Source organism: Tolypothrix sp. VBCCA 56010 (genome assembly GCF_050875635.1).
Taxonomy (GTDB): Bacteria; Cyanobacteriota; Cyanobacteriia; order Cyanobacteriales; family Nostocaceae; genus Hassallia.
The window spans coordinates 18,263-41,462 of record NZ_JBPAOH010000008.1; the positions used below are offsets into that span (position 1 = coordinate 18,263).

22 protein-coding genes and 1 pseudogene are annotated in these 23,200 nt (G+C 41.0%); 7 read left to right on the forward strand and 16 right to left on the reverse strand.

Annotated elements, in window-relative coordinates; genetic code table 11:
* Nucleotides 1-28: 28 nt before the first annotated feature.
* Entirely contained in the window at nt 29-262 is a 234-nt protein-coding gene (locus tag AABK37_RS04460) for a hypothetical protein (RefSeq protein ID WP_432550393.1), read from the forward strand.
* A 137-nt stretch (nt 263-399) separates the two neighbouring features.
* On the opposite strand, the pseudogene AABK37_RS04465 reads toward AABK37_RS04460, so the two are convergent.
* From AABK37_RS04465 to AABK37_RS04475, 3 genes and pseudogenes are all read right to left on the reverse strand, one after another.
* Nucleotides 400-1,132: pseudogene (locus AABK37_RS04465) on the reverse strand (IS1 family transposase).
* Between the two features lie 136 nt (nt 1,133-1,268).
* Nucleotides 1,269-1,613: a hypothetical protein gene (locus AABK37_RS04470; protein ID WP_432550394.1), complete on the reverse strand. Its 345-nt coding sequence runs from the start codon at nt 1,611-1,613 to the stop codon at nt 1,269-1,271.
* Nucleotides 1,614-1,767: 154 nt separating this feature from the next.
* Nucleotides 1,768-2,766: a helix-turn-helix transcriptional regulator gene (locus AABK37_RS04475; protein WP_432550395.1), complete on the reverse strand. Its 999-nt coding sequence runs from the start codon at nt 2,764-2,766 to the stop codon at nt 1,768-1,770.
* A 377-nt stretch (nt 2,767-3,143) separates the two neighbouring features.
* Here AABK37_RS04475 and AABK37_RS04480 point away from each other — a divergent pair, with 377 nt between their 5' ends.
* Entirely contained in the window at nt 3,144-3,524 is a 381-nt protein-coding gene (locus AABK37_RS04480; RefSeq protein ID WP_432550396.1) for a hypothetical protein, read from the forward strand.
* Between the two features lie 141 nt (nt 3,525-3,665).
* Here AABK37_RS04480 and AABK37_RS04485 read toward each other — a convergent pair whose 3' ends face one another.
* Both AABK37_RS04485 and AABK37_RS04490 read right to left on the reverse strand, forming a co-directional pair.
* Nucleotides 3,666-4,361, reverse strand: a complete 696-nt coding sequence (locus AABK37_RS04485; protein ID WP_432550397.1) for an SAM-dependent methyltransferase — start codon at nt 4,359-4,361, stop codon at nt 3,666-3,668.
* Between the two features lie 174 nt (nt 4,362-4,535).
* Nucleotides 4,536-5,675, reverse strand: a complete 1,140-nt coding sequence (locus tag AABK37_RS04490; RefSeq protein WP_432550447.1) for an iron-containing redox enzyme family protein — start codon at nt 5,673-5,675, stop codon at nt 4,536-4,538.
* A gap of 408 nt (nt 5,676-6,083) precedes the next feature.
* Between AABK37_RS04490 and AABK37_RS04495 the strand changes: the two genes are divergently transcribed.
* Nucleotides 6,084-7,490 carry a sensor histidine kinase gene (locus tag AABK37_RS04495; RefSeq protein ID WP_432550398.1) on the forward strand — a complete coding sequence of 469 codons (1,407 nt, stop codon included), beginning with the start codon at nt 6,084-6,086 and terminating at the stop codon, nt 7,488-7,490.
* Between the two features lie 12 nt (nt 7,491-7,502).
* Nucleotides 7,503-7,643, forward strand: coding sequence for a hypothetical protein (locus AABK37_RS04500; protein WP_432550399.1), 141 nt, complete (start codon nt 7,503-7,505; stop codon nt 7,641-7,643).
* Here the strand turns inward: AABK37_RS04500 and AABK37_RS04505 are convergent.
* Nucleotides 7,619-8,410 (reverse strand): SAM hydrolase/SAM-dependent halogenase family protein, encoded by a 792-nt coding sequence (locus tag AABK37_RS04505; RefSeq protein WP_432550448.1) that lies wholly within the window; start codon nt 8,408-8,410, stop codon nt 7,619-7,621. The two genes, AABK37_RS04500 and AABK37_RS04505, sit on opposite strands and share 25 nt — an antisense overlap.
* Before the next feature lie 52 nt (nt 8,411-8,462).
* Between AABK37_RS04505 and AABK37_RS04510 the strand changes: the two genes are divergently transcribed.
* On the forward strand, nt 8,463-8,648 hold the full coding sequence (locus AABK37_RS04510; protein WP_432550400.1) for a hypothetical protein: 186 nt from the start codon (nt 8,463-8,465) through the stop codon (nt 8,646-8,648).
* Here the strand turns inward: AABK37_RS04510 and AABK37_RS04515 are convergent.
* From AABK37_RS04515 to AABK37_RS04535, 5 genes are all read right to left on the reverse strand, one after another.
* Entirely contained in the window at nt 8,638-10,161 is a 1,524-nt protein-coding gene (locus tag AABK37_RS04515; RefSeq protein ID WP_432550401.1) for a DICT sensory domain-containing protein, read from the reverse strand. The two genes, AABK37_RS04510 and AABK37_RS04515, sit on opposite strands and share 11 nt — an antisense overlap.
* A gap of 112 nt (nt 10,162-10,273) precedes the next feature.
* The gene (locus tag AABK37_RS04520; RefSeq protein WP_432550402.1) at nt 10,274-10,522 is read right to left on the reverse strand and encodes a hypothetical protein; all 249 of its coding nucleotides are present in this window, start codon (nt 10,520-10,522) and stop codon (nt 10,274-10,276) included.
* A 91-nt stretch (nt 10,523-10,613) separates the two neighbouring features.
* The gene (locus tag AABK37_RS04525; RefSeq protein ID WP_432550403.1) at nt 10,614-12,554 is read right to left on the reverse strand and encodes an AAA-like domain-containing protein; all 1,941 of its coding nucleotides are present in this window, start codon (nt 12,552-12,554) and stop codon (nt 10,614-10,616) included.
* Between the two features lie 343 nt (nt 12,555-12,897).
* Nucleotides 12,898-14,478 (reverse strand): glycosyltransferase family 39 protein, encoded by a 1,581-nt coding sequence (locus AABK37_RS04530; protein ID WP_432550404.1) that lies wholly within the window; start codon nt 14,476-14,478, stop codon nt 12,898-12,900.
* 172 nt (nt 14,479-14,650) lie between these two features.
* Nucleotides 14,651-15,901 carry a glycosyltransferase gene (locus tag AABK37_RS04535; protein WP_432550405.1) on the reverse strand — a complete coding sequence of 417 codons (1,251 nt, stop codon included), beginning with the start codon at nt 15,899-15,901 and terminating at the stop codon, nt 14,651-14,653.
* A 122-nt stretch (nt 15,902-16,023) separates the two neighbouring features.
* On the opposite strand from AABK37_RS04535, the gene AABK37_RS04540 reads away from it, so the two are divergent.
* Both AABK37_RS04540 and AABK37_RS04545 read left to right on the forward strand, forming a co-directional pair.
* Nucleotides 16,024-16,191, forward strand: coding sequence for a hypothetical protein (locus AABK37_RS04540; protein WP_432550406.1), 168 nt, complete (start codon nt 16,024-16,026; stop codon nt 16,189-16,191).
* A 79-nt stretch (nt 16,192-16,270) separates the two neighbouring features.
* Nucleotides 16,271-16,549, forward strand: coding sequence for a hypothetical protein (locus AABK37_RS04545; protein ID WP_432550407.1), 279 nt, complete (start codon nt 16,271-16,273; stop codon nt 16,547-16,549).
* On the opposite strand, the gene AABK37_RS04550 is transcribed toward AABK37_RS04545, so the two are convergent.
* From AABK37_RS04550 to AABK37_RS04570, 5 genes are all read right to left on the reverse strand, one after another.
* Complete coding sequence (locus AABK37_RS04550) at nt 16,515-17,942, reverse strand: sugar transferase (protein WP_432550449.1); 1,428 nt, start codon at nt 17,940-17,942, stop codon at nt 16,515-16,517. The two genes, AABK37_RS04545 and AABK37_RS04550, sit on opposite strands and share 35 nt — an antisense overlap.
* A gap of 258 nt (nt 17,943-18,200) precedes the next feature.
* A complete protein-coding gene (locus AABK37_RS04555; protein ID WP_432550408.1) occupies nt 18,201-18,959 on the reverse strand; it encodes a WecB/TagA/CpsF family glycosyltransferase in 759 nt (252 codons plus the stop codon).
* 126 nt (nt 18,960-19,085) lie between these two features.
* A complete protein-coding gene (locus AABK37_RS04560; RefSeq protein ID WP_432550409.1) occupies nt 19,086-20,195 on the reverse strand; it encodes a glycosyltransferase family 4 protein in 1,110 nt (369 codons plus the stop codon).
* Between the two features lie 105 nt (nt 20,196-20,300).
* Nucleotides 20,301-21,641: an oligosaccharide flippase family protein gene (locus AABK37_RS04565; protein ID WP_432550410.1), complete on the reverse strand. Its 1,341-nt coding sequence runs from the start codon at nt 21,639-21,641 to the stop codon at nt 20,301-20,303.
* Between the two features lie 205 nt (nt 21,642-21,846).
* Nucleotides 21,847-23,124 (reverse strand): glycosyltransferase, encoded by a 1,278-nt coding sequence (locus AABK37_RS04570; protein ID WP_432550411.1) that lies wholly within the window; start codon nt 23,122-23,124, stop codon nt 21,847-21,849.
* Nucleotides 23,125-23,200: the final 76 nt, after the last annotated feature.

A 23,200-nucleotide genomic window follows, 5' to 3' on the forward strand; every position in this document is an offset into this window, starting at 1 on the left:
ATAGAACACTTCCCAGTTAGAGCAGTACTTGCGTCACGAAGATTTAAATACACCCATCCTCAATCAATCAACTGAACATCCATTTCCCAAGAGAGAACCGATTAAACATCTATTGATTGGTTCTCCCAAAGCTGTTAACAGTACAATTCACTATTTGCAAGTAATTGGCTATGCCAGTGTGGGAGACTGGAGTCCACTGCTACCAACCGCTAACCCAGGTGAATTCATGAGTATTTTAAGCCGTCAAATTTTGATGCAATAACCCATAGATAAATTAGATACCCGACTTCGAGCGAGAAGTCGGGTATCTGGAAGGAGCGAATTTGAACGAAATCTGCGGAGGATTCTAATATCAAAAGAATGGCGTTGCTGAATGTAAGTATGAATCAGGCGATCGCTTCAAGAAAAGCGGGCGCACAGCGCCCGCAGCGCTACCGAACCGTACTTGAGATAATATATTACTAATCGAATTGAACATCTCAGCATTTCTTCGGTTTTAGAGTAGCAGAAAGTTTTCCGATGTAGCCGGGCAAGATAATGCCTTAAACGGCTATTCTCCCCTTCTCCCAAGGGGAGACGCTGCGCGAACGACTCTTGTCATATATATTTTACTAACAATGTGGTCTTCATTATTAATAAAACAAGGATAAACTGGATAACCATCCGTTACGTAAAAATATGAATTCCAACATTTAATAATTAACCACAACAATTTAAATGTTTCAGAGCTTCTGTCTCCTAAAACCCAGGCTAAAATTCCTGGATAACTCTTATTTACTGCTGTCCACAGCCAAATTTTGTTTTTTTTTACCTATAAAAGTTTCTAGTTCGTCTACTTGTGTAACTTCAGGGATTTCATCAGTTTCTAGTGAATTAGCTAAAATCTCACCCGTTTTTTTTACCCAAGTTATTACGGTTGTATGATGCACATTCTTTAACCGTTCTATAGCTCGAAAACCTAGACCATTCACATACATTTCGCGCACACTCACGTTTAATTTTTTCAGAAAAACAAGTGCAAATCGTAAGAATCTATAAACTGACGACTACACCGAGCACAAATGTAGTTTTGTTTACTTGCCTTTTTGCCATTCTTACGAATATGAGTTGATGCACACCTTGGACATTGCATAGCGATCGCTTGAATTCATACTTCAATTATGCAACGCCAAAAGAATTAACTAAATCACCGACGCTCACGCCCACGTAATAAATTCCCAAACCAAAGCCTATCCTATAATTAAAAAGATGATAAACGATCGCTCTGTTCATGTAATGCGAGGCTTGAAAAAGCGATCGCTCCCTTCAGGTGAGGCGATCGCCAACTGACTGTGAAATATCAAAACTGCCACGAAATCGTGCCCCTTGGTTGTTTGTAAAATCACCTCCACACCTTTATCGGTGGGATTAGCTTTGACTCCGGTAACTTGCACAACTTCTGAGGTGGGCAACTGCACAAGCATTTCGGCGCTAGTCAGCGGCAGTTTGATTTCGCGGATACTAGGGATATTAGCGATCGCATTTTGCTCTCGTGTTTCTGCCAACCCAGGCTGAATACCCAATACAAATAGGGTGCTTACCATGAACACCGCCTGTTGCAATTTATTTGTCATCACTCTACACACCTAGCGTCAAAGAATTTGAGAAAAATCTGACCAATCAACAATCTTTCTCAAAAATCTTACCTGGGATAGAGTTGATATTAATGAGTGTGTCTTCTTCCAACGGGACTTTTTCTTCTTGCAGCCGGACTTTTTTGGCAAATACTCAGGATCGTTTCAAATAATCTCCGGGATTTATGCCGAATTTTTTGCGAAATGCAGCATGAAACGAAGTTGGACTGGCATAGCCAACAACCCGTGCCACTTGTTTAACACTCAACTGCCCCGCAATCAAAAGCAATCGCGCCTGTTCCATCCGGTAATCGTGCAAATACCCAAACACCGTTGTGCCAAAACAGTAACGAAAGCCCTCTTTGAGTTTGCGCTCGTTTAACCCTACTTGCCTTGCTAACTCAATTAACGATGGTGGATTGTCAAGATTTCCTAGCAAAATATTTCTGGCATGATAAATGCAATCAATATCATCTAGTTTCAATGCGGTAGAATTTTGCTTGCTCTGTTTTATTTCCAACTCCTCTGTCACCAAGAATGTCATCAACTCCAGCGCTTTGCTTTGGAGATACATCCGCTTGGGCGTTCCTTGATACGGACAGTGCAGAATTTGCTGCAACACTATCTGCATTGCCGAAGTAGTTGTGCCATAACGGTTATAACATTCCCGATCTGGCTGCCTGATTAGATGCTGTAACGTTAAATCAAGCTCTCCCGACTTATTGCCCGCAAAGGAACGAAATCGCTCTGGTGAGACCGAGACGTTTACCATCAGCTGGCGTTGCGCTTCTGACTCGACGGTAACTCCGCTGGGTCTGGCGCTACTACCCGTCAAATCATACTGTCCTGTCTTAAAAGTTTTATGCTCACTACTGTGGCAGCCTTCACTGCCTCCTGCAAGACGGAAACCGCACTGCACCACGTCACCGTCTCGTTCTGGAACTTTAATGGTTAGGCGATCGCGCAGTTGATAATCACTGATCAGCAGTCCCAATCCTTGTTGCAGTTCGATCTCCCGGCAATATCCTTTACCAAATTGGCATGGATACTGCCAAAGAATGTCAAACTCGTCGGCAGGATCGTAGCGTTGCTTGGTTGGTTCATCTTCAAAAAAGATTTCCCAGAAATAATTCCGCGAAATGGTGATGGTCATTTTGGGATTGAGCAATAATTGCACTACTTGCAATAGTTTCTCATAAAAGTAGATGTGGAGCGTAACCTACGTTAAAGCTACGCCGATCGCCCCTGTTACAGGACGGTCAATTGATTTGAGTGGTTGCGACTCTGTACAGCGCTTCTATCTAATGAAAACCGTGCAGCGTCCCGTATCCCTCCTAAGAAATATGTTGGCAACCCAAGAATTTGCTAGTAATAAATAGAAAAGTCTTTATTATTGAATCCAGACAGTTTGCTCGTTGTGTAACATAACTAAACTGTTCAGAAGCGAGCAAAAACTTTCCACTTGAGAGTGCAGGTATCCCCAATTCTCAGTTAGATCGATTACTTCATAATTAGCAAAAGTACCTTCATATGCCTAATCGTCGTGGAAACGTAAAGAATTTGATTCCCATGCCAACAATCTGGCGACACCAACCGACTAAAACTATCCGAGTCCCAGAGGTATTTGTAGAAAAAATTTTGGCATATGCTCATCAGCTCGATGATGAAATACCAGAACAGCGCATTGAGATTATAAACGGTCGAGTGGCTGTATTTAGTCCATACGACCCTAGAGGATATTTTCAGGAAAAAGCTAGGTCAATCCAGGGATGGCGTTTTCATCGTGGTAATTATAGTTGGTGGTATCCCTTAGAAAAGTTAGAAGAAGTTTTAACTGTGTTTCCAGAATGGATGTTACACGATAATGTGATTGAAGCACTTATTCAGAGGTATTTTAATTCAGCTAATTAGGCGGACACTATATAAACCGTCGAATTCACGTTAAAATATCATAGCCCGCGTTCGTCCAGGAGCGTTGCCGCAGGCTAGGTAAGGGGTGCGATCGCACAACGCCTCACCAGAAATGTGGGTGTGCCTTATTAGCCCCCATTCTTACAAACTTGTCATCACATGAGCTAATTCATTAGATAAATCAACATCACACTCATGGCGTTTTTTAAATAAAACTCCCGCTAAAAAGTAATAATCGCCAGAATAAAACGCCATTTTCTTTTTTCTTAATTCTTCGATGTGTTTTTTGACTTTTGGCTCAGAACTGTAGTAGCCAAATTTCAACGGCAATACGACAAAATTATTAACACTGTAGCCGTTTTCTTTCGCCTTTTCAATCGTACTTTCGGGATTAGAATAGCTAGATACTAAAAGTAACACATTGTCATAATCTAACGACAAAAGCTCGTTGGTAATTGCGGCGCCATCTATACCGCCAAATAATAATGGCATGTAAATATCTTTGTCTGGTGCAGGCAAATATGGCGGATTAGCAATTAGATACTCAGCTTGAGGTTTAGACGATTTAAACAAACATGAATTACTGATTACGTATTTATTCGCCAGATTATATTCATCAATTGTGGAATTAGCGACTTTCCACGCAGAAGTATTTAATTCAAATCCATGTATGACACCATCAAATTTGTTTCTTAATAATGAATTGATAACCGGAGTACCATCTCCAGAGCCAAATTCAACAACAGACTCATTATGCAGGCAATTTCTGATGACAAGGTTTTCCAAGCAGTTGGAGTAAAAGTTAGATTCTTCCGGACAAACAAAAATGTCTTTCATGGGAATTGCACTTTATGATATAATTAGCGAAAGCGAAAAGATTAATTACTGGCTTAAAAAAAGCGAGCAGAAATTGTTCCTTTAGCTAATAATTAATGACTAAAGGAATATTTTGAGAAGCAAGTGACAATAACAAAATTAAAAAGGCAAGAGAAAACTTGCCATATTTAATTTTTATTTTTTAACTTTTTCTATCTTTTTGATGAGTAAAGCAGAATGTTCCGCTTCGCGTATCGATCGCACGACAGCAACAGCAGCGCGATCGCTCATCAATTTTTCCTGGTCATACCCCAGCACTAGTTCCCACGCATCCGAGGGATATTGTTCTGCCAAAGGCAAAGCTACATCATCCAACATCCAACGTCCGTGGCGTTCGTCTTCCCTGATGTGCAGTTCCCAATAACCCATTGCCGCCTCCGACAGTTGCAATCGTTGCGCCGCCGTGAGATAATTTCTATAAGCTGCGGGTCCTGCCACTTCAAAATAGGTCAACCCCCCACTATAGCGCAGAAAATGCCGCTTGCACTCCGTCACCAAAAAGTTATGATTAGCGCAAGCTAGTACTTCCCAAGGCACTAAATCGAAGTATCCTTCTGGCTCGGTGTTCATCCCAAACTCAGCCATCATTGCCTTGAAAAATGTCGAATGCTTGCGAGATAAGCGCCCGTTGCCGTATTCTTCTAGCAGTACCCGTACTAGGGTACATTGCACCTCATTTGCCGCACCACCTAAAATGCGGGAAAGCCGACTACCTTCAACTAAACCATCAAACGAGGCGATCGCTAACAAGTGACGATAGCCAACTACGCTCATTTCCTCACGGATGTAACGACTTTCCGAGGATAATGGCGGATCTAAATCTTCAGCAACACGTTTAATTAAAGCATCTTTGACATCCAATTGTTGCAGTGCAGCTACATCGATTTGTGCTAGTTCCCAATTTTGCCAAGCTGCTTCAATTTGCTGGCACAATGAGGATAAATAAAGCGATCGCTCATTATTATAGTGCCGCAAATCGTCATACCAAAACAGCTTTAGCCGATTGATGCCATAAAGAATTCGCTGTAAAAAACAGTGAGCACCATCATCACCATAGCCTTTTTGATAAGCGTCACTAATTGCAAATCGTAGTGCGTCTTCAAACTCACTTACTATAGATGGTTGTGCATCCAGTTTATTATCCAAATCCTCAGTTGCCAGCAGCTCTTGAAATTGCTGCATTGCACAATCGTACTTGGTAGATGCTTTTGAAAGTGTTTGTTCACTGTTTCCCGACATCGATGCGATGGGGAACCTAACTAAATTGCTTTGCATGGAATTACTATTTGTTAAAAGGGGTGTCAACATGAGTTTCACCTCTTCTACCTAGATTCCCTCCAAGTAGGTTTATCTACCTCTCCCCCAGGATATAAAGAAAATTTAACTGTTTGATAAAAGATTCTGTCGGAAGTATCTGGTAAGTAAGTCAGGAATACGTGACAAAATTGGTTTTAATTCCTACCTAATGCCAAAAATCCGGTTTTTCTTGTAGAGAAAACTGGATTACGAAAATAAACCGACTTTTTTCACCACGATGAATACTCAATCGCTCTTCTAGGGGAAATTGCGCCTAAGAGTGTTCGGTTCTACGACTGTTGGCAGTACACAAATAACTATAACCTCATAGTGGAATGTCTTTTAAAGATGCTGTCAGCCGTTGAGTGAACTAAGAGGTGAAAACCTGTGTACAAATGGATCTTGCCAAGTCTGAGTGAAATTTTAGCCGAAAGTCAATTAAGCGTGGCTGAATGTTCACCTGCTGCATCAGACCGGCAGTGGTGCGTCAGTTTAGCCGCAACAGAACAGTTGCTATTAAATACTTTAGCAACTACTTCAACTGATGCCACCCAAGGATTAGTTTTAGCTGCACCGGCACCAATGTTTAGTCAGCCAAGAGTAACTCAAAGCTTGCAGACAATAACTTTTACAGCAAAACCATTCAACCCGTTGGCATTGATGCCATTTCAAATGCCGACTGGGACGACAGTAATACCATCGGAAATTGCTCCTCATGAATCGGTACTGCCTTTATTAGCTGCCGATCCGTTGGGGAGAGAGCAGTTTTGCTTAATTTTTACAGAAAAATTTAGATTAGTATTAGTTTTAGCAGAAGATAATTGCGGTAAAAAAAGGTTTTCGTTTTCTTTTGACCCAGAAGTGGTTCAGATGGCGTGGCGATCGCTTGGTGCGAGAGTCATGCTAAACAATCCTGATTTTTACGCCGAACTAAATTCTTTAGTACAAAAATACGAACCAGTTGCACCAGATTACCACATTTTGATGCAATTTAGTCAGTTATTGTTAACGCAATTACCCCAAGAAGAAAAAGCCGCGAACCGACACGATAAAGAAAATTGCGCCGATGCCTCTGCTCACCGTTCGCCCCGTCCCGATGTAGAATTGCTTCAAGCTTTTGCTCACGAAGTCCGCACACCCTTGACAACAATTCGCACCATGACACGTCTGCTATTGAAGCAGAAAACCTTGCCAGCAAACGTTATCAAGCGCTTGGAAGTTATCGATCGCGAGTGTACAGAGCAAATTGATCGTATGGAGTTGCTCTTTAAAGCCGCAGAATTAGAAACTTCTGCTCCCGCGAAATCGAGCAACACTCAACTGACGCCAACTTCTCTAGATCAAGTTTTACAGCAGAGCATTCCCCGTTGGCAACAAACCGCAAATCGGCGTAACTTAACTTTGGATGTTGTCTTACCGCAGCAATTACCAACGGTGGTAAGCAATCCTTCGATGCTCGATTGCGTCCTCACCGGTTTGATGGAAAATTTTACCCGCAGCTTACCAGCTGGTAGCCATATTCAAGTACACGTAATTCCCGCTGGCGATCAATTAAAGTTACAATTATCACCCCAAGCTCAATGCAAAGACAGCGAAAACCCCTTCGCAGCCGTAACCCCGCCAATTCGTAAGGCTTTAGGTCAATTGTTGATGTTCCAACCAGAGACCGGTGTAATTAGCTTGAATCTTTCTGCGACAAAGCATTTATTTCAGGCGATCGGCGGTAAACTCATTGTCCGTCAGCGTCCGCAGCACGGCGAAGTTTTAACGATTTTTCTGCCGCTGAAGGATTGATGAGATAGGGCAATGGGCAATGGGCATTGGGCAATTGAAGAGGGGAAAAGGGGAAAGGGGAAAGGGAAAAGGGGAAAAGGGGAAATGCCCCATGCCCCATGCCCCATGCCCCATGCCCCATGTCCCATTTACCCAATACAAGTAACTAACTGATTTACACGCGGTTTACCGAAGCGTTCCCAGGCGTTACCACCGCGCAGAAATAATTCCATCCAACGAATTGGTCGTGTCCCATCAGGTGTTAACCAACCAGAACTTCCCGGTGCAAAGGCTAATGTTCCTTCTGCGACTTTAAAGCTACCGTCGGAGTATACTGCATCACTTACTACATCACCGACGCGGATAATTACTTTGGCTTCGGGTTTGAGGTTGATGCTATCTGCCGGAATCGTGGTTTTGATGTTACCGTAACCATCAATCCAGGCGACGCGATCGCTTGGTGCATCAGGAATATCACTTTTATTCAAAACTTCTCCCAAAACGCTTAAATCGCCTCTACCAATCGCACCTGCTGCACTGGGGAATACATCACGCGAGCGAAATTGCGAACCGCCTCTAGAAACCTTGACAATATGCAGCACTTGTGCATAATCTTTGATAAACGAGAGCGTGTAACCAGCATTAACACCGACGACTTTAACATTATTGGATAGCAGAGCATAAGTTAATCCCTCGCCTTCATTGTCCCGTCTGGCTTGTTTATCATCTTGGCGGGGCGCACAATTGTGATAAATTAAACGTTCTTCTGGACCAATGTTCAGACCGAGTTGAGCAATCCAAAAGCCGGTAGCGAGGGTACTAAAAGCCGGGGCTGAAACTAAATTGATTAGAGAATGCGGTAATTCCGTTAATAAACGCTGCGTAACCTCAGCAAAAGCCGGATCGCCATTTCCGTAGTCTGCAATTAAGGTGATGAACATAGTTGGATGTTGGGCATTGGGCATTGGGCAATGGGCAATTGTTTAATGGGCAATGGACAATGGGCAATGGGCAATAGACAATGGGCAATTGTTTAATGGGCAATGGGCAATGGGCAATGGGAATTGGGAATTGGGAATTGGGAATGCGTTTTTTACGATTGCCCATGCCCCATGCCCCATGCCCCATGCCCCATGCCCCATGCCCCATGCCCCATGCCCCATGCCTACTATCCACTAACCACTAACTGTACTGTAAAAATAGAACCTTCAGACAGTTTACTTTTGACAGATATAGAGCCTCCACAGCGTTGCAGCAGTTGCTGAACAATCATTAATCCTAAACCGGCACCTCCGAGGTCTTCTGTTGTGCTTGAACGCACGCGATAAAAGCGATCGAAGATTTTGGGAATCTCGTTTTCGGCAATACCTATACCTGTGTCGCGAAATTCTAGTAGGACATAATTGCTTTTACTCTCAGTAGTGGTAGATGCTTTTTGGACACCTTCACGCGGGGAAGTTCCGCCGAGAAAGGCTCGCACCGATACTTGACCACCATTAGGTGTAAACTTAATACTGTTATGCAATAAATTAATTACAATCTGCCTTAACCTACCAGTGACACATCTAACCGCTGGCAGGTCATTGGGTACGGTATAGGCAAGCAGAATGCCTTTTTCTTGGGCTAAAGGTTGATAGGTACTGACTACGCCCGGTACAATGTCACAGAGGCGTACCGACTCTAAAGTAGTTAAGTCTAAATTGCGTTCTAATTCTACCAGATCCAGTAAACCAGTAATTAGGGAACTTTGGCGATCGCACAAATTATTCAACATTTGCAAATAACGTTGTCGCTGCGGCGGTTTGAGATTGGGAGAATTTAACAATGAAAGTGCTGTTTTCATGTGCGTTAAAGGTGTACGCAATTCTTGACACACATTGTTTAAGTATTCATCCTTAAGTTCTTCTTTATTGTGCTGTTTTTGATTTCGCTGCTGAACTTTGCTAAAGCGTTCAACAGCTATTTGCCGATTAATTTCTTCTTGTCGTTGAAGTTGTTTTTGCAGCAGGGAACTCATCAGTGTTGCATCCGGTACGCTTGGGCAAATAAAATCAGCCGGGACGAGAGAAAATGAATCTGGTGCAGTTGCTTGTTTTATACCATCTAAAACTCGCTGAATTATTCTTCCTTCAAAAGTATTTATAGTTAGTAACGCACTTGTTTTATTAGCTTTAGGGGTTTTGCGTATTTTGGGCGTAGACGCGTTCGCGGAGCGTCTCGTAGAGAAGCGGCTTGTCGTCAGACATCGCTGTGCCAAAATTAAACTACAAAACTGCGGTGACAATACCATTAAAAAGTATTCCCGTCGCAGTTGGCTATGTGGCAGTAGTTGCACTTGGCGGTAATGAAGTGATGGGATGATGCCTTTTTCCTCACTAGAAGCGAAGTCTGCATTTGAGTCATCTGAACTGAGGACTTCTATGAAGCTTTGCACCGAACCCACGTCACAACTATAGATGACATCAGACACTTTTACCCACGAGTGATAACGCGCTAATTCTGATTGCCAAATTTTCTGTGGTGGTAGCTTCACCCATAAAGTGGCTGCAATTTTCTGCTCAATTAATAAGTCAATTTGCGATCGCACCAGTGACAGCAGAGTAGCAGGACTAAGAGATAATGGTTGGGGAGGCGTTTTTACACCCAAAGCTAGCTGATATATAGACACATCCTGAGCTAGAGAATGATTCATTTTGCGCTTTCACTTAATCGGGCAAGGATAAAACAAGAAATAACTATTTCTTTGATTTTTACCGTTCTGAGCACATTTTTGCACCCTTTAAAACAAAATTATTGATTAAGTATTAATCACTAGAAATTGGCGATTGGGCATGGGGCATGGGGCATTGGGCATTGGGCATTGGGGAGGCAGTGCGTTGGACGGGTTCCCCGGCAGTCACGCATCTGCCGTCATTGGGCATTGGGCATTGGGCATTGGTAATTGGTAATTGGTAATTGGTAATTGGTAATTGGGCAAGCGGGCATTGGTAATAATTCTTTTTTTTTCCCTTTTCCCTTTTCCCTTTCCCCCTCTTCAAATCCCCATTGCCCATTAAACAATTGCCCATTACCCATTACCCATTACCCATTAGCCATTACCCATGCCCCATGCCCCATGCCCCATGCCCATTGCCCCAAGATTGCCTAACTTAAAGCTGAATTAATAATGACACAATTACGCCCCTTTCTTTTAGCTTGAAAGAGTGCTTCTTCAGCAGCAGCAATCAACATTGCGCTTGTGTTTTGATAGTTGGGTGTTGCAGTTGCAATTCCTAAGCTAACAGTGAGAACTAAAGACGGAATTCCATCAAATTGAGATTTCGTCTGGGCGATCGCGTTGCGTGCCCCATACCACATTTTATTTTTGATGTCAACATAATCAAAGATTCGCTGGAACTGCGAACTGACTTCGGGGTTGGGATCTATATGAGCGATCGCTAATTCCTTAATCCTCTCGCGAATGTTTTCTGCGATTCCCACCGCACCCGACGCATCTATTTGAGGTAAGATAACAGCAAATTTTGTCTCATCATAGTGTGCTATGAGAGGTGCTTGATACTTTAGGCATTCGTAGATAGTATTGCTAATTAGCTGTAAACTGCTATTAGCAGCTTGATATCCGTGAGTGTCACTGTAAAACTTAAAGTAGTCAATTTCACACAAAATCACAGATAGCAGTGAAGGCTTTGTCAGCCAGTTCTGCCACTCGGTTTCTAAATATTTTTTGAAGTAGTGTAAATTAACGAACTTACCAAGTGCATTATCATATCTGGCTTTTGCTTGTTGTGGTTGTTCCTCTAACAGAAGAGTTTGATGAGCGTCATTTTGCTTTAATATCTCTTGGCTAAAATAAAGGCGATACAACTCGCAGCGTATGGTAGCGCGATCGCTATCTAGTTTAACTAGACCCATACTTTCTAGTTTATAAGCAGCGATCGCGTCTAATTGATTCAGTCTCGTTGTACTCACAACTTGTTGCATAGCTGATATCAATTCGGGTTCTGCTTGAAGTAAACTTAAAAGTTCTCGTAGATGCTGACTATAAATTCCAACAGGTGTAGAAGCTGTTTCTAATAACTTTTGTAGCGTCATCTTTCCCTGACGCAAATGATAAAGCGCTAAACTCGTCAGATATGGATGTCCTCCCACCATTGCTTGTAGAGCTGTCAAACGTTGCGCTCCTTCCTCTGAAGCTGCCCAAGACAGTCCATAGCGCTCTGCTAAATTCTGTACCTGCTTCAAACTAAACGGAGGTAATGCAACAGTTACCCCAACATTAAAAGGAGATTGGTTCAGCTTGAGCGGGATATATATTTCTGTTGTATGAACCACCACTAACCGCAGTTTTTGCCAAGTCTTATCTTGCTTTGACTGTTCGTGCCAAAATCGCAACATTGGCAAAAAGTCATGGGCAATATTAGGATGTTCAAAAACTAAATTGACTTCATTCAAAGCCAAGACTATCGGACTATCAATTTGCTCTAGCAGATAGGCTTCAAAATATATTTTGCAGCTTACCTTGCTGCCCATTTCTGCATCCCAATAATCATCCAAATTCAAAGCGAGGTTCAACTGCCTGGTGATATTAATGCAGAACCAACGTAAAAATTTATCTAGTGAAACAAAAACAGCTTCATCAGCTTCCTGAAAGTCCAAAGAAACAGCTTGATAACCCTGCCCCTTAGCGTGAGCAATAATCCGGTTCAGCAGCGAACTTTTCCCTGTCTTTCTAGGTGCTTTAATTCGCATTAAGCAACCTGGTTGCATAATTTCGCTACAAACAACTTCTTCAAGGGGAGGGCGATTGATGTAAAGATAAGAATCCAGCGGCATAGGACCGTTAGGAAACTTTATTTCACTGACTGTGACTAAAGGAGGAGAAGTTTTTTCTGCCTTGATATCTTCTGTAAATTTTTGTTGGGGTTGCTTCTCCTCTTGAGGAATTTCGTCTTGGTCTAATTTACTCAATACGATATACAGATTTTTTTTTGTTACCTTCTCCCCCAAAGCCTCTGAAAGCTCTAGCCATAACTGTGAGCCAACTTGCTTGATATAATCGCTACCATAGCCCGATTCCTTTGCCATTTCGCTGTAAGTCTTTCCTTGCCACGATTGACAAAGCACAAACTGCTGAATCGAATCCAGAGGCTTGTGCTGTAGAATTCTTCCTATGTTTTTGAGGAGTTGTTCCACGGTTAAAGATTCATTAAGTAGATTTACGTATACTTTTCTCCGTTTTGTAACTATACATCTGAAGCCGAATTTATAAAATATATCTTAAGGAAGATTTTAAAAAATTGACGAATATGATATTCAGTCTTTCAAGCAGGTGGCTTCTGGTAAAAGTTTGATTTTTTGGCGGTCAAGGATATTAATGCTTTCATCCCACGCAGTCACGCTGCTTGGGATGAGCTTAAGGATATTGCCCTTAAGTGGGTAGCCTTATTTTCCAGAGTAACTTGTCTATCTGCTCTAACTTGGAATTATAAACTTTCTCAACTCCAGCTTTTAAAAAGTCAGAGGAATCGAATAAGAATACATCAGTAAATCCATAAGTAATCTTTGGTATCTGACCTTTAGCTACAAATTGAAACCGCACTTTTGGCTCAACTAGGTGACCAAGTACTTGTAGTTGAATTATGTTAGCATCACTAATTAAAAGCGGTTTATTAGCTTTAACAATAATATCAGCAACTTGGGGATATTGTTGGTTTATCTCAGGAACTTTGTTCCACCACATCCGGGATTGAGACATGAGGGTACAAGATAATACTCCGCTAATAATTACCATAAACGCTAAAAATGACCAGAGCTTTTTTTGCCAAACACTAGTATAAATAGATGTGATTTTAGTGGTAAATAGGTAAGCAACAGCTAACTGTATACCTAAAATAGAGGGAAGTATATATCGAGTAGTACCGTATCGCTTTTCCAAGACAAAATCTACCAGCATTAGGGGAAGCGCTACAGACCCACTCAAGGTTAAGACAAATAACCAAACTCGTTTATCTGTTCTTCGGCAGAGAACATAAATTGAGTAGATCGTTAGAGCGAAAATAATTAAAATAAAAGGAATTAAGGCAATCTTAAGTTTTCCTGATTCACCTGGGGCAACACCTAAATCAAGAAACCCACGACTAACGATACCAGCCCACCTGGTAGCTGAAGCGAAGAATGTTTGTTTAGTATCCGTCCAACTTACTGTTTGTGGAGCAGGGTTGGTAATCATCACAAAAACCCAAGGTAGGAAAATCACAAACCCCGCAAGCAATGAAAGCAGGTAAGAGATTAATATTTTAGTCAACCGGAAGCCTTCGATCGCGACTACATATATTCCCTGTCCAAGGGCAACAAAGCCAAAAAATAATTGACTATAAAATCCTAGTGACAATGTTGCTGCATAAATGAGCCAAGCAAATTTTGTTTTAAACCGCATAGCTCGCAGCAGTGTTGCGCTCGATATTAAGATGGCTACTATCCATAAACTGTACGCTCGTGCTTCTTGTGCATATAGGACGTGAACAGGTGAAATGGCTACGAACGCGATCGCTATCCACCCTATAAGTGAAGACTCGAATAAAACTTGGCATAGCCAATAAAGACAAGGAAAGGTAAGCAGACTAATGAATGCCGAAAAACTTCTAGTCACTGCGACAGAATTGCCAAACCACTCTACCCAAAACCGGAGTATCACGAAATATAGCGGCACAACCTGCGACTCTTCTGATGCCAAGCCTTTAATTGTATCAATTGTCTTTTTTTCCAGATTAGGATACTGGTATTTCTGCAAATCTTCTATGCTTATCAAACGACCATTACGTAACTGCCGATCCATTTCTGGAACTGTATAACCAGATATGCGTAATGATGTGAAAACTTCATCACCCCAATAAATTTTTTTGTCAAGATTCACGAAGCGGTAAAATACACCAATTACTAATAGGATGATGCTGAAAAAGCATAACCAATTTCGAGAAATAGACCATTTACGTGACAATTCTTTTTTCATCCTGGGAAATTATTACTAATTGGTTAAATGAGCCATTGTCAAAGGGATAAATTTTATTGATAATTTGCTCTACGGCAAATTTAATGTTGCTTGCCGCCAAATTAATTTGTGTTAATTTTAATCAGATTTATTTTTGTAATTTATCCACTTTCGCAGTCATAAATTCTTGTGTCTAGTTTTTCTCTTCTGTCACGCGCCAGCTAAGTTTGAGGTTAACCCAAAAATTCCAGATAGTAGCAATTGCAATCGCAATTAAGTTAGCGATGTAGCGATTAGGAATGAGGAAATTAAATACCAGATTCAACACCAGCACATTCAACACCAAACCAGCGAGGCAAATTATGTTGAATTTTAAAAAGCGCTTCAGGCGTTGACTCGATTTCTGCTGCTTCATGCTGACATCAGCAAAAGTCCAGGCATCATTCCATAAAAAATTGTTGAAAATCGCAATTTCACCAGCAATGATTTTGCTGCGAGTCAAAGCCCAAGCTAGGGTTGTTGGATCGCTCAACAAGTAAAGCACTGCCATATCCACAAATACTCCACTCAGTCCCACCAATCCAAAGCGGAGGAACCGACCAATGGGAAAATCGATTTTTTGACTGAATTGTTTGACTCGTCCTGTCGCCAGCCTCAACCGCAATAAGTGACGTATGTAGTCTACATATTGCTTCCATGTGACTTTGCTTTCACCTTGCTTGCGCTCGCAAAATACATAACCTACTTCGGCAATCGAGCGCACTCTTCCCCGCCCAACTACCTCCAAGAGAATTTTGTATCCTACTGGATTAAGTGTTACACCAGACAGCGCACTCCGACGCACCATAAAATAACCACTCATCGGATCGGAAATCCTGCCCAGTACACTTGGTAGAATAATCAATCCCAACACTTGAGCGCCACGGGACAAGAAACGCCTGACGACACTCCAACTACTGACCCCACCTCCTTCCACATTTCGGCTGGCTACTGCCAAGTCTGCTCCCTGTTGAATGCCACGTAAAAGTTGCGTCAACACTTCTGGAGGATGCTGCAAATCCCCATCAATTACTCCTAACACATTCCCCCTTGCTGCCTGCCACCCACGAATTACTGCCGAGGACAATCCTTTTTCCTGTTGCCGTCGCATCACCCGCAATTGGGGGTATTCACCCATAAGTGATTGTGCTACCTCCCAAGTGCGGTCTGGACTGTCATCGTCTACCACAATCAGTTCGTAGTCTTGTGGTATAAACTCATCAAGCACCTGACTCAATATCGTGACAATCTTCTCGATATTGTCACGTTCTTTGTAAGTTGGAATCACTAAAGAAAACTCGATGGATTGACTAATAACATCCGTCGTAGTATTCGGTGATAATTCAGAAATCTCTAAACTCCCACATGGAACTGCTAATAATGAATCAGTTTTATTCTTACTCATTGATTTAAATCGGTACTAAGAGTTTCAAAAGTTTTCAGCTTGATTAATATATTGCCTAATAATCTACACAATCAACAGAACCTTTGTTCGTATCTGTCAAGTTGGAATATAGCAATCCTAAATTGAAGAAAGAGACACTCTTGACAAGGGAGACAAGGGAGACACTCTTGACAAGGGGACAAGGGGACAAGGGGACAAGGAGACAAGGGAGACAAGGGAGACAAGGGAGACAAGGGAGACAAGGGGACAATTCTTTCTCCCCATCTCCTTGTCTCCCCATCTCCTTTTGATTAATATGTTGCCTAATAATCTACACAATCAACAGAACCTTTGTTCGTATCTGTCAAGTTGGAATATAGCAATCCTAAATTGAAGAAAGAGACACTCTTGACAAGGGAGACAAGGGAGACACTCTTGACAAGGGGACAAGGGGACACTCTTGACAAGGGGACAAGGAGACAAGGAGACAAGGAGACAAGGGAGACAAGGGAGACAAGGGAGACACTCTTGACAAGGGGACAATTCTTTCTCCCCATCTCCTTGTCTCCCCATCTCCTTGTCTCCTTGTCTCCCCATCTCCCCATCTCCCCATCCCCGCATCCCCCCCTCTCCTTTAATAGGCGCCTGTCTTTTGCAGCACAACCCTAATAGTTTTCAGCAAAATTTTCAGATCGAGCCAAAGTGCCCAATTCTCAATGTAAGTAATATCTAATTTCACTCCTTCTTCAAAATTTTCGATATCCGAACGACCAGAAACTTGCCACAATCCAGTGATACCGGGCAAAACTTCTTGTCGGATAAAATGCATAGTTTGAAACTTCTCTACATCTCGCAGAGGAAGAGGACGCGGACCAACTAAACTCATTTCTCCAAGTAAAACATTAAACAGTTGCGGCAATTCGTCCAAACTGTAACTACGTAGAAATTTACCAACTCGTGTGACGCGAGGATCATTTTTGAGTTTAAATAAAACACCATCCTTAATCTCATTCTTGGCTTCTAAGTCTGCTTGTAACTTTTCCGCATTTACTACCATTGTCCGGAATTTCCACATTTTGAATTTTTTACAATGCAGACCAATTCTATTTTGTTTGAAGAAAATTGGACCGGGAGAATCAAGCTTAATTAGTATGGCAATAAACAAATAGATTGGTGACAGTAACGTTATCAGAATAATCGAACAGACAAGGTCAAAACATCGCTTTACCCAAAAATCACTGCCTGTAATAATTGGTGCTGGAATTGTCAGACAGGGAGTTTCACCTATCATCCAAAAAACCGATTTTGGATGATGAACTTCATTTTTTGTTGGGAGTATTTGTAGAATAATGCCGGCACTATGAAAATGCCAGCAAACATATAAACGATTCTTGATTGCACTCCAAGAAACAAAAGCTTCGACTATACCTTCTTTGCGAAGATATTCAAATGTTGCTTTTCTGTTGGATCTATCTAGACAGCTAGAGTCAGATATTCCTTGTACAGCGTAGCATTTTTCTTTTTCTATTAACTGAATATGTTGTTGTTTATCTTCTGCATCAGTGATCAGAAAAACAGGATAACGAACTGCTCCTTTTTCACGAACTACTTTAATCGCAACATCAATCCATAACCGAGATAGACAGACTAATGCTATAGAGAAAACCCAAAAGATTAAAAAAGTTGAGCGGGAAACATAAGTCTCTGGTTCGTAGAGAAAAGCAACTAGCAAAAGTAAACATTCTGACAGGGATATTGCTTGAATAAGACCAAGATAATTACGGCGATGTTTACCTGGGTGATAAAGTCCTTTAACTGCAATCACGCCTATTTCAACTGTAATAACTAACAATAAAAAAGACCTGTTTTGTGTCCAAGGAGATTGCAATGGAGTTCCATTAAATACAGCGAAGTTCCATGCCAAGCTTACAGAAATGATATCTAGCAAGATAAGTGTTACTACCCTGATTAATCTTATAGATAATCCTTTCTGTATTCTTGTGCCTCTTGCTGACCTTAAGTCTGGTTGCAAATTTACAGCTGGTATAAATTTGGAAAACATATTTTTTCTTGCCATTGTATTTTTACCGTTCAATAGATTTTTGAGTCTCTACGAGTGAACGCCATTCGGTATTATGTATTATTAAATGGCGATTAAACATCGTTCAATCCTAAATTCAATACCATAACACCGGAATGTTAACACTCATATTTTCATATTTTTTATATCTCAAATAATAGAATTTAAAAGAGACAACTTTGTCAGTTGTATATATACACCACTACTAAAAATTCTCAGGTTAGTAATGGGTAAAATTTCTCATTCATACTTGGACAATCCTATTTTTTGCCTGAGCACCAGCCAGATGAAGAGAGGATTACCTACGATGTAGCGCTTCCATAAACGTTGAGGCTCAACAAGCAAGCGAAAGAACCATTCTAGACCAGATTTTTGCATTAAAGTTGGTGCCCGTTTCACCATGTTGGCGACTAGTTCAAAGCTCACCCCAATCCCAATTGAAATTGGTACTTTCAGTTCCTGATAATTACTATAAATCCAGTATTCTTGCTTAGGAGCACCCAACCCAACAAAGAGAATGTGAGGTTTTGCTGACTGAATTTTAGAGTTTATCAGTGCCAGTTCTTTTGGCTTTGACTCAAAACCGTAAGGGGGACAGTGAGTACCTACAACTTTCAGGTTTGGATGTCTTAACTGAAGGATTTCTTTTGCTTTTTGTGCAGCTCCAGGACGACCTCCTAGTAAAAATATTTTCAGGTCTTTCTCTGCGGCGATCGCACACAACTGTTCAAATAAATCTGTACCATTAACCCTACCTTTTAGAGGTGTCTGCAAAAATTTAGCTGCCCATAGCAAGGAAACTCCGTCTGGTACTACTAAAAAAGCTTGACGATAAATTTCTTGAAAACGAGTATCTTTCTGTAGAGTCAAAATATGTTGTGCATTAGGAGTTACAACGTACTCTGGCTCTTTGTTGTCAATGGCATATTCTATAATGCGTTTCACCACTTCGTCAAAACTGTATCGGTCAATTCTGACACCACAAATATTTATTCTCATTGGATACCTGGGATTTTTTGGAATTACACTCATGACAGCTTTCAGTTTTCTACTACTTAAGATTTTTCTGAAGTACGCAAATCTTATGCGGATTCATGAAGAGGGGGAACCCTTTCCCCCTCTTTTTCATCTTTTCTTTGGAGTTGATGGCAAAGAAAATGAGCGGTTGTTTACACTCTCAAATGTAGAAAGTAGTTTTGAAACCAAAGCTTGATTGAAACTATTATGATTAAATTGGTTAAGTACCAGTTCATAACCTCGCTGTGCCTGGATTTCAGTTTTTTGAGGTTCGTTTAAGAGCTTGACAATTGTTTGCTTTAACCCATTAGAATCGCCGGTATTAACACCAGTAACGATACCCGAATTAATCAGTTCACCAATAATTCCCGACGAACGAGTTATGACTACAGGTCGCCGACAAGCCATCGCTTCAAACATTGTGGTCAGTCCGGCTTGATAGTTATTCTCAAACATAGTGATGACAACTAAGTCGGAATCGCGATAAAGCTGCACCAATTCACACCAGTCATAAAAGCCATGTGACATGTTATTGGGTATGATTTTCGGGAATGTCTTTTTTTGTGCGATCGCGTTACGAGAAAAAGCGCAAATCTTCACATCAACATTCAAATCTTCAGTAGCAGCAGCCAAAGTTCGATAATCTCGCTTTTCCATACCTCCACTTGCAATCACCGGACGCAACTTTTTATGTGAGGAAAGTCCGGGTGTAAAGAAGGATGTGTCTATAGGTGGTGACGAAAGTAGATAAATACGGTTCTCTGGTAAGCCTAAGTAGTTGCGAAGAAATTCAGCTTGCGAAGTAAAACCTGTCACAAATAAATCAATCCGATTTGCTACGTCAAACAGCTTCGACGCTAAACGACCACGAGGTCGGTTGATATTGTGAATAAATACAACAATTTTAGGTCGATTGTGTTTAGCACCACAAAGCGTAGCAATTGTAAAACCCAGGTCTTCGCCATCACAATATATGACATCATCCTCCTGAAGCTGCAAGGATAGCTTGCGTGCTAAAGCCCAGTGTTGGGGACGACCTACAATTTTGGCAAGCATTTTATCTGTGGGCAAAACTAAATCTGCTGTCGGTTGATGAACTTTTGCCCCTAAAAGCTGACTCATTTCCCACATTATGTGTGAGGGACATTTTCCTGATTGAGCATTTTGGGCAATAGCTTCTAAGTCAGATGGAGTATTTAAAGCTATGTGATATTTCAAGACATTCTCCTGATTATAATTGTGTCAAAATTGAAGTATTAATGAGCCTCAGATACCAGACGCACCACAGACAAATCAGAAAAAGACTCATGATTTTTGTATTAGCTAAAGTAATGATTGAATTGGTAGTCCAAACCCTAAACTATAGCGAGTTAATAAACATAAAGTAAGTACGACCATAAAAAAAACAGTGGCTTGAACGTCTTGAGTAAAACAAAAAAGTTTTTCTTGCCAGAGTCCATAAAGATTGACTATGTACAAAGGTAAATCGCTGAATGCAATCACGATAATTGCTCCTAATGTTCCAAAGCTGTAATATGCCAGAGGTACACCCAGAAGAATAATGCCAAATCGAGCAAAATTACTTTGCGCTGAATATAAAGGTTTGCTAATAGCTAAAAGAGCAGGACTGATAGTATAAAATAACAGAGAAAACCAAATGCCACTGCACAAAATTGGCATCATCCAAGTCGCATCAGCATATCTTTCGTCGTACAGGACAGCGACAAGGAAATCGCCAATTGTAGTCAGAAATGCTAATCCAATCGCAGTTCCTAACAATATCAACCGTCGTTGGCGAATAATTTTCTCTCTTAAAGTTGCTCTTGGTAAGTCAGCTTGCTGGGAAATTGTCGGAAAAATGACTTTATAGCTAAGTTGTTTAATAACTTCTCTGGGTATGCTTGCTAAGGTATAAGCTACTGTGTAAACGCCTAACATTTTAAATGAGAGAATTTTAGCTAAAACTAGGCGATCGGCTTGTTCAGCAGCAAACATCAGTGTGGATGCGATAAACATCCATCTACCGAAGGAGAGAATTTCTTTGACAGCTTCCGGTTCCCATGTAAAACGGTGAGTAGATTTTGGTATTAACCAATAGCTACTAACTAATTTGTATATTGGTCCCACCACCGAGCCAATAGCTAAAGTCCAGATATTTGGATAGAACCAAACTAATATACATAATGTAGACAAATAACAAGCTTGCAACGCTAATTCATATAAAGAAAGCTTACCCAGTTCCATGCGACGATGGAGAGTATGTACGTTAGTAGAACTAAATCCGTCAACAACACAGAAAAATATAGCAATAGGAATTAACAATACTAGACGTTCATCGTTATAGAATTTTGCAGCGGGAAAGCTAAGAAGTAAGCAAACAATCCAAATGACTACACCACGAATTATTTGTAAAGTCCAAGCAGTATTTAAGAAAACAGGATCGTCACCTCGTTTACTATTAATTATATTTTGAGCAATACCAATGTCCGAAAAGAGTTCTAAACCAACTCTCAAGGTAGTTACTAAAGCCATCAAACCAAAATATTCTGGTTTTAACAAGCGAGTCAAAATCAAATTATTGCCAAACCGGAGGATTTGAATACCTCCGAAACCAATAATTGTCCAGATTGCGCCACGGATGGCTAGCCTTTTTAAAGATGACATTTGGAAATGGGGAGTGGGGAGTGGGGAGTGGGGAATGGGGAATGGGTGATAGTTTTATATAATTATCAATTTTTCCAGTGACTAATCATGTATATTTTCAAATTAACCTAACAAGATTTATCAATTTTGTAGAGCAAATGATGCCCATCTGAAAGCACAAAATGACCATACTTAATAAAAAAAAATTGTAAGATTATTAATGGTTTCAATTTTTTACTACCTCTTGTTTGGTTAATAAAAGCAAGTTTTCTTGATAATCGGGACGAATAGATTCGATTTTTCCTTTTAATGAACTTGTCATTAGAGAATGCAGCCGTGCAACTTCATAATGTATGTTGAAATCTTTCTCTACTTTGGCTCTACCTGCTATGCCAAATGCTGCGCGAAGTTTATAGTCAGTCAGCAATTTTTCGATGCAATTAACTAAGGAAATAGCATCTGCGGGTGGAACTAAATAACCGTTCACGTTATTTTCTACTAACTCGCTGACTCCAGCAATTTGAGTAGCTACTACTGGTACACCTGCTGCCATTGCTTCCATCAACACTACTGGTATTCCTTCTGCAAAGCTGGACATCACAAAAATATCGGTTTGCTGAAAATATTCGCGTACTTCAGTTTGGGATTTATAACCGACGTAATTTACATTTTCAGTTAATTCCCATTGAGTAGTTATTTGTTTCAACTTTTCTCGGTCGGGACCGTCACCGACAACTGTTAAGAGAATATCTGGATGTGTTTGTTTTAAGATTGCCAAACTTTCTAGTAAGATTGGTAAACCTTTTGCTACAGCCAATCGTCCGACAAAAAGCAAGCGTTTGGAGTGCATGTTGTGAGAAACAACATCAAATAAAGCTGGGTCAATACCGCAATGAATGATATGCATTTGATTCCACTTTTCAATAGGTGCAAATATCATTCCTTGACTGCGTGCATAGTTGCTAATACAAGAAACAAATAGCGATCGCCTAATCTTTTCGTCTAGTCGCCATTGATACCCTCTCATAAATATATACGGTCCGTGCAAAGTAAAGCTATATGTAAAACCCCCAATGGAAGCAGCTAACATCGCCACAGTCCCACTAGCTTCGGCAATGTGGTTATGTAAATGTACTATCTGCCTTTGTTTGATTTGTTGAGCAAGAATACCCGCTTCGATAAAGTAGAACAATTGATACAAAAAACCCAAAAATCCTGGTTGGCTGGTTGACCATGCAAGCTTGATTGTTTGTAGATATCTTTTGGGAGAAGCAAGCAGTAAGCTGAGGTGCGCTAGCAGTAGGTTGATGAGATTGTTTTGAAGAATGTAGAAAGTGCGATCGCGTTCTTGTTTCTGTTCCACTCCAACCATGTGTTCATCCCCTGGACAGCGAACCGAAAACGTGTGTACGTCCACACCCATTTGCCGCAAAGTTGTTACTTCTCTAGAGATGAAAGTATCTGTCGCTCTCGGATATTCTCCAGTTAGGTAGGCAATACGCATAGATAAACTAAAGATTAATTGGTAATGGGTAATAGGAAAAAACTATCGAACCTGATATAAGTACAGACGTTCCATT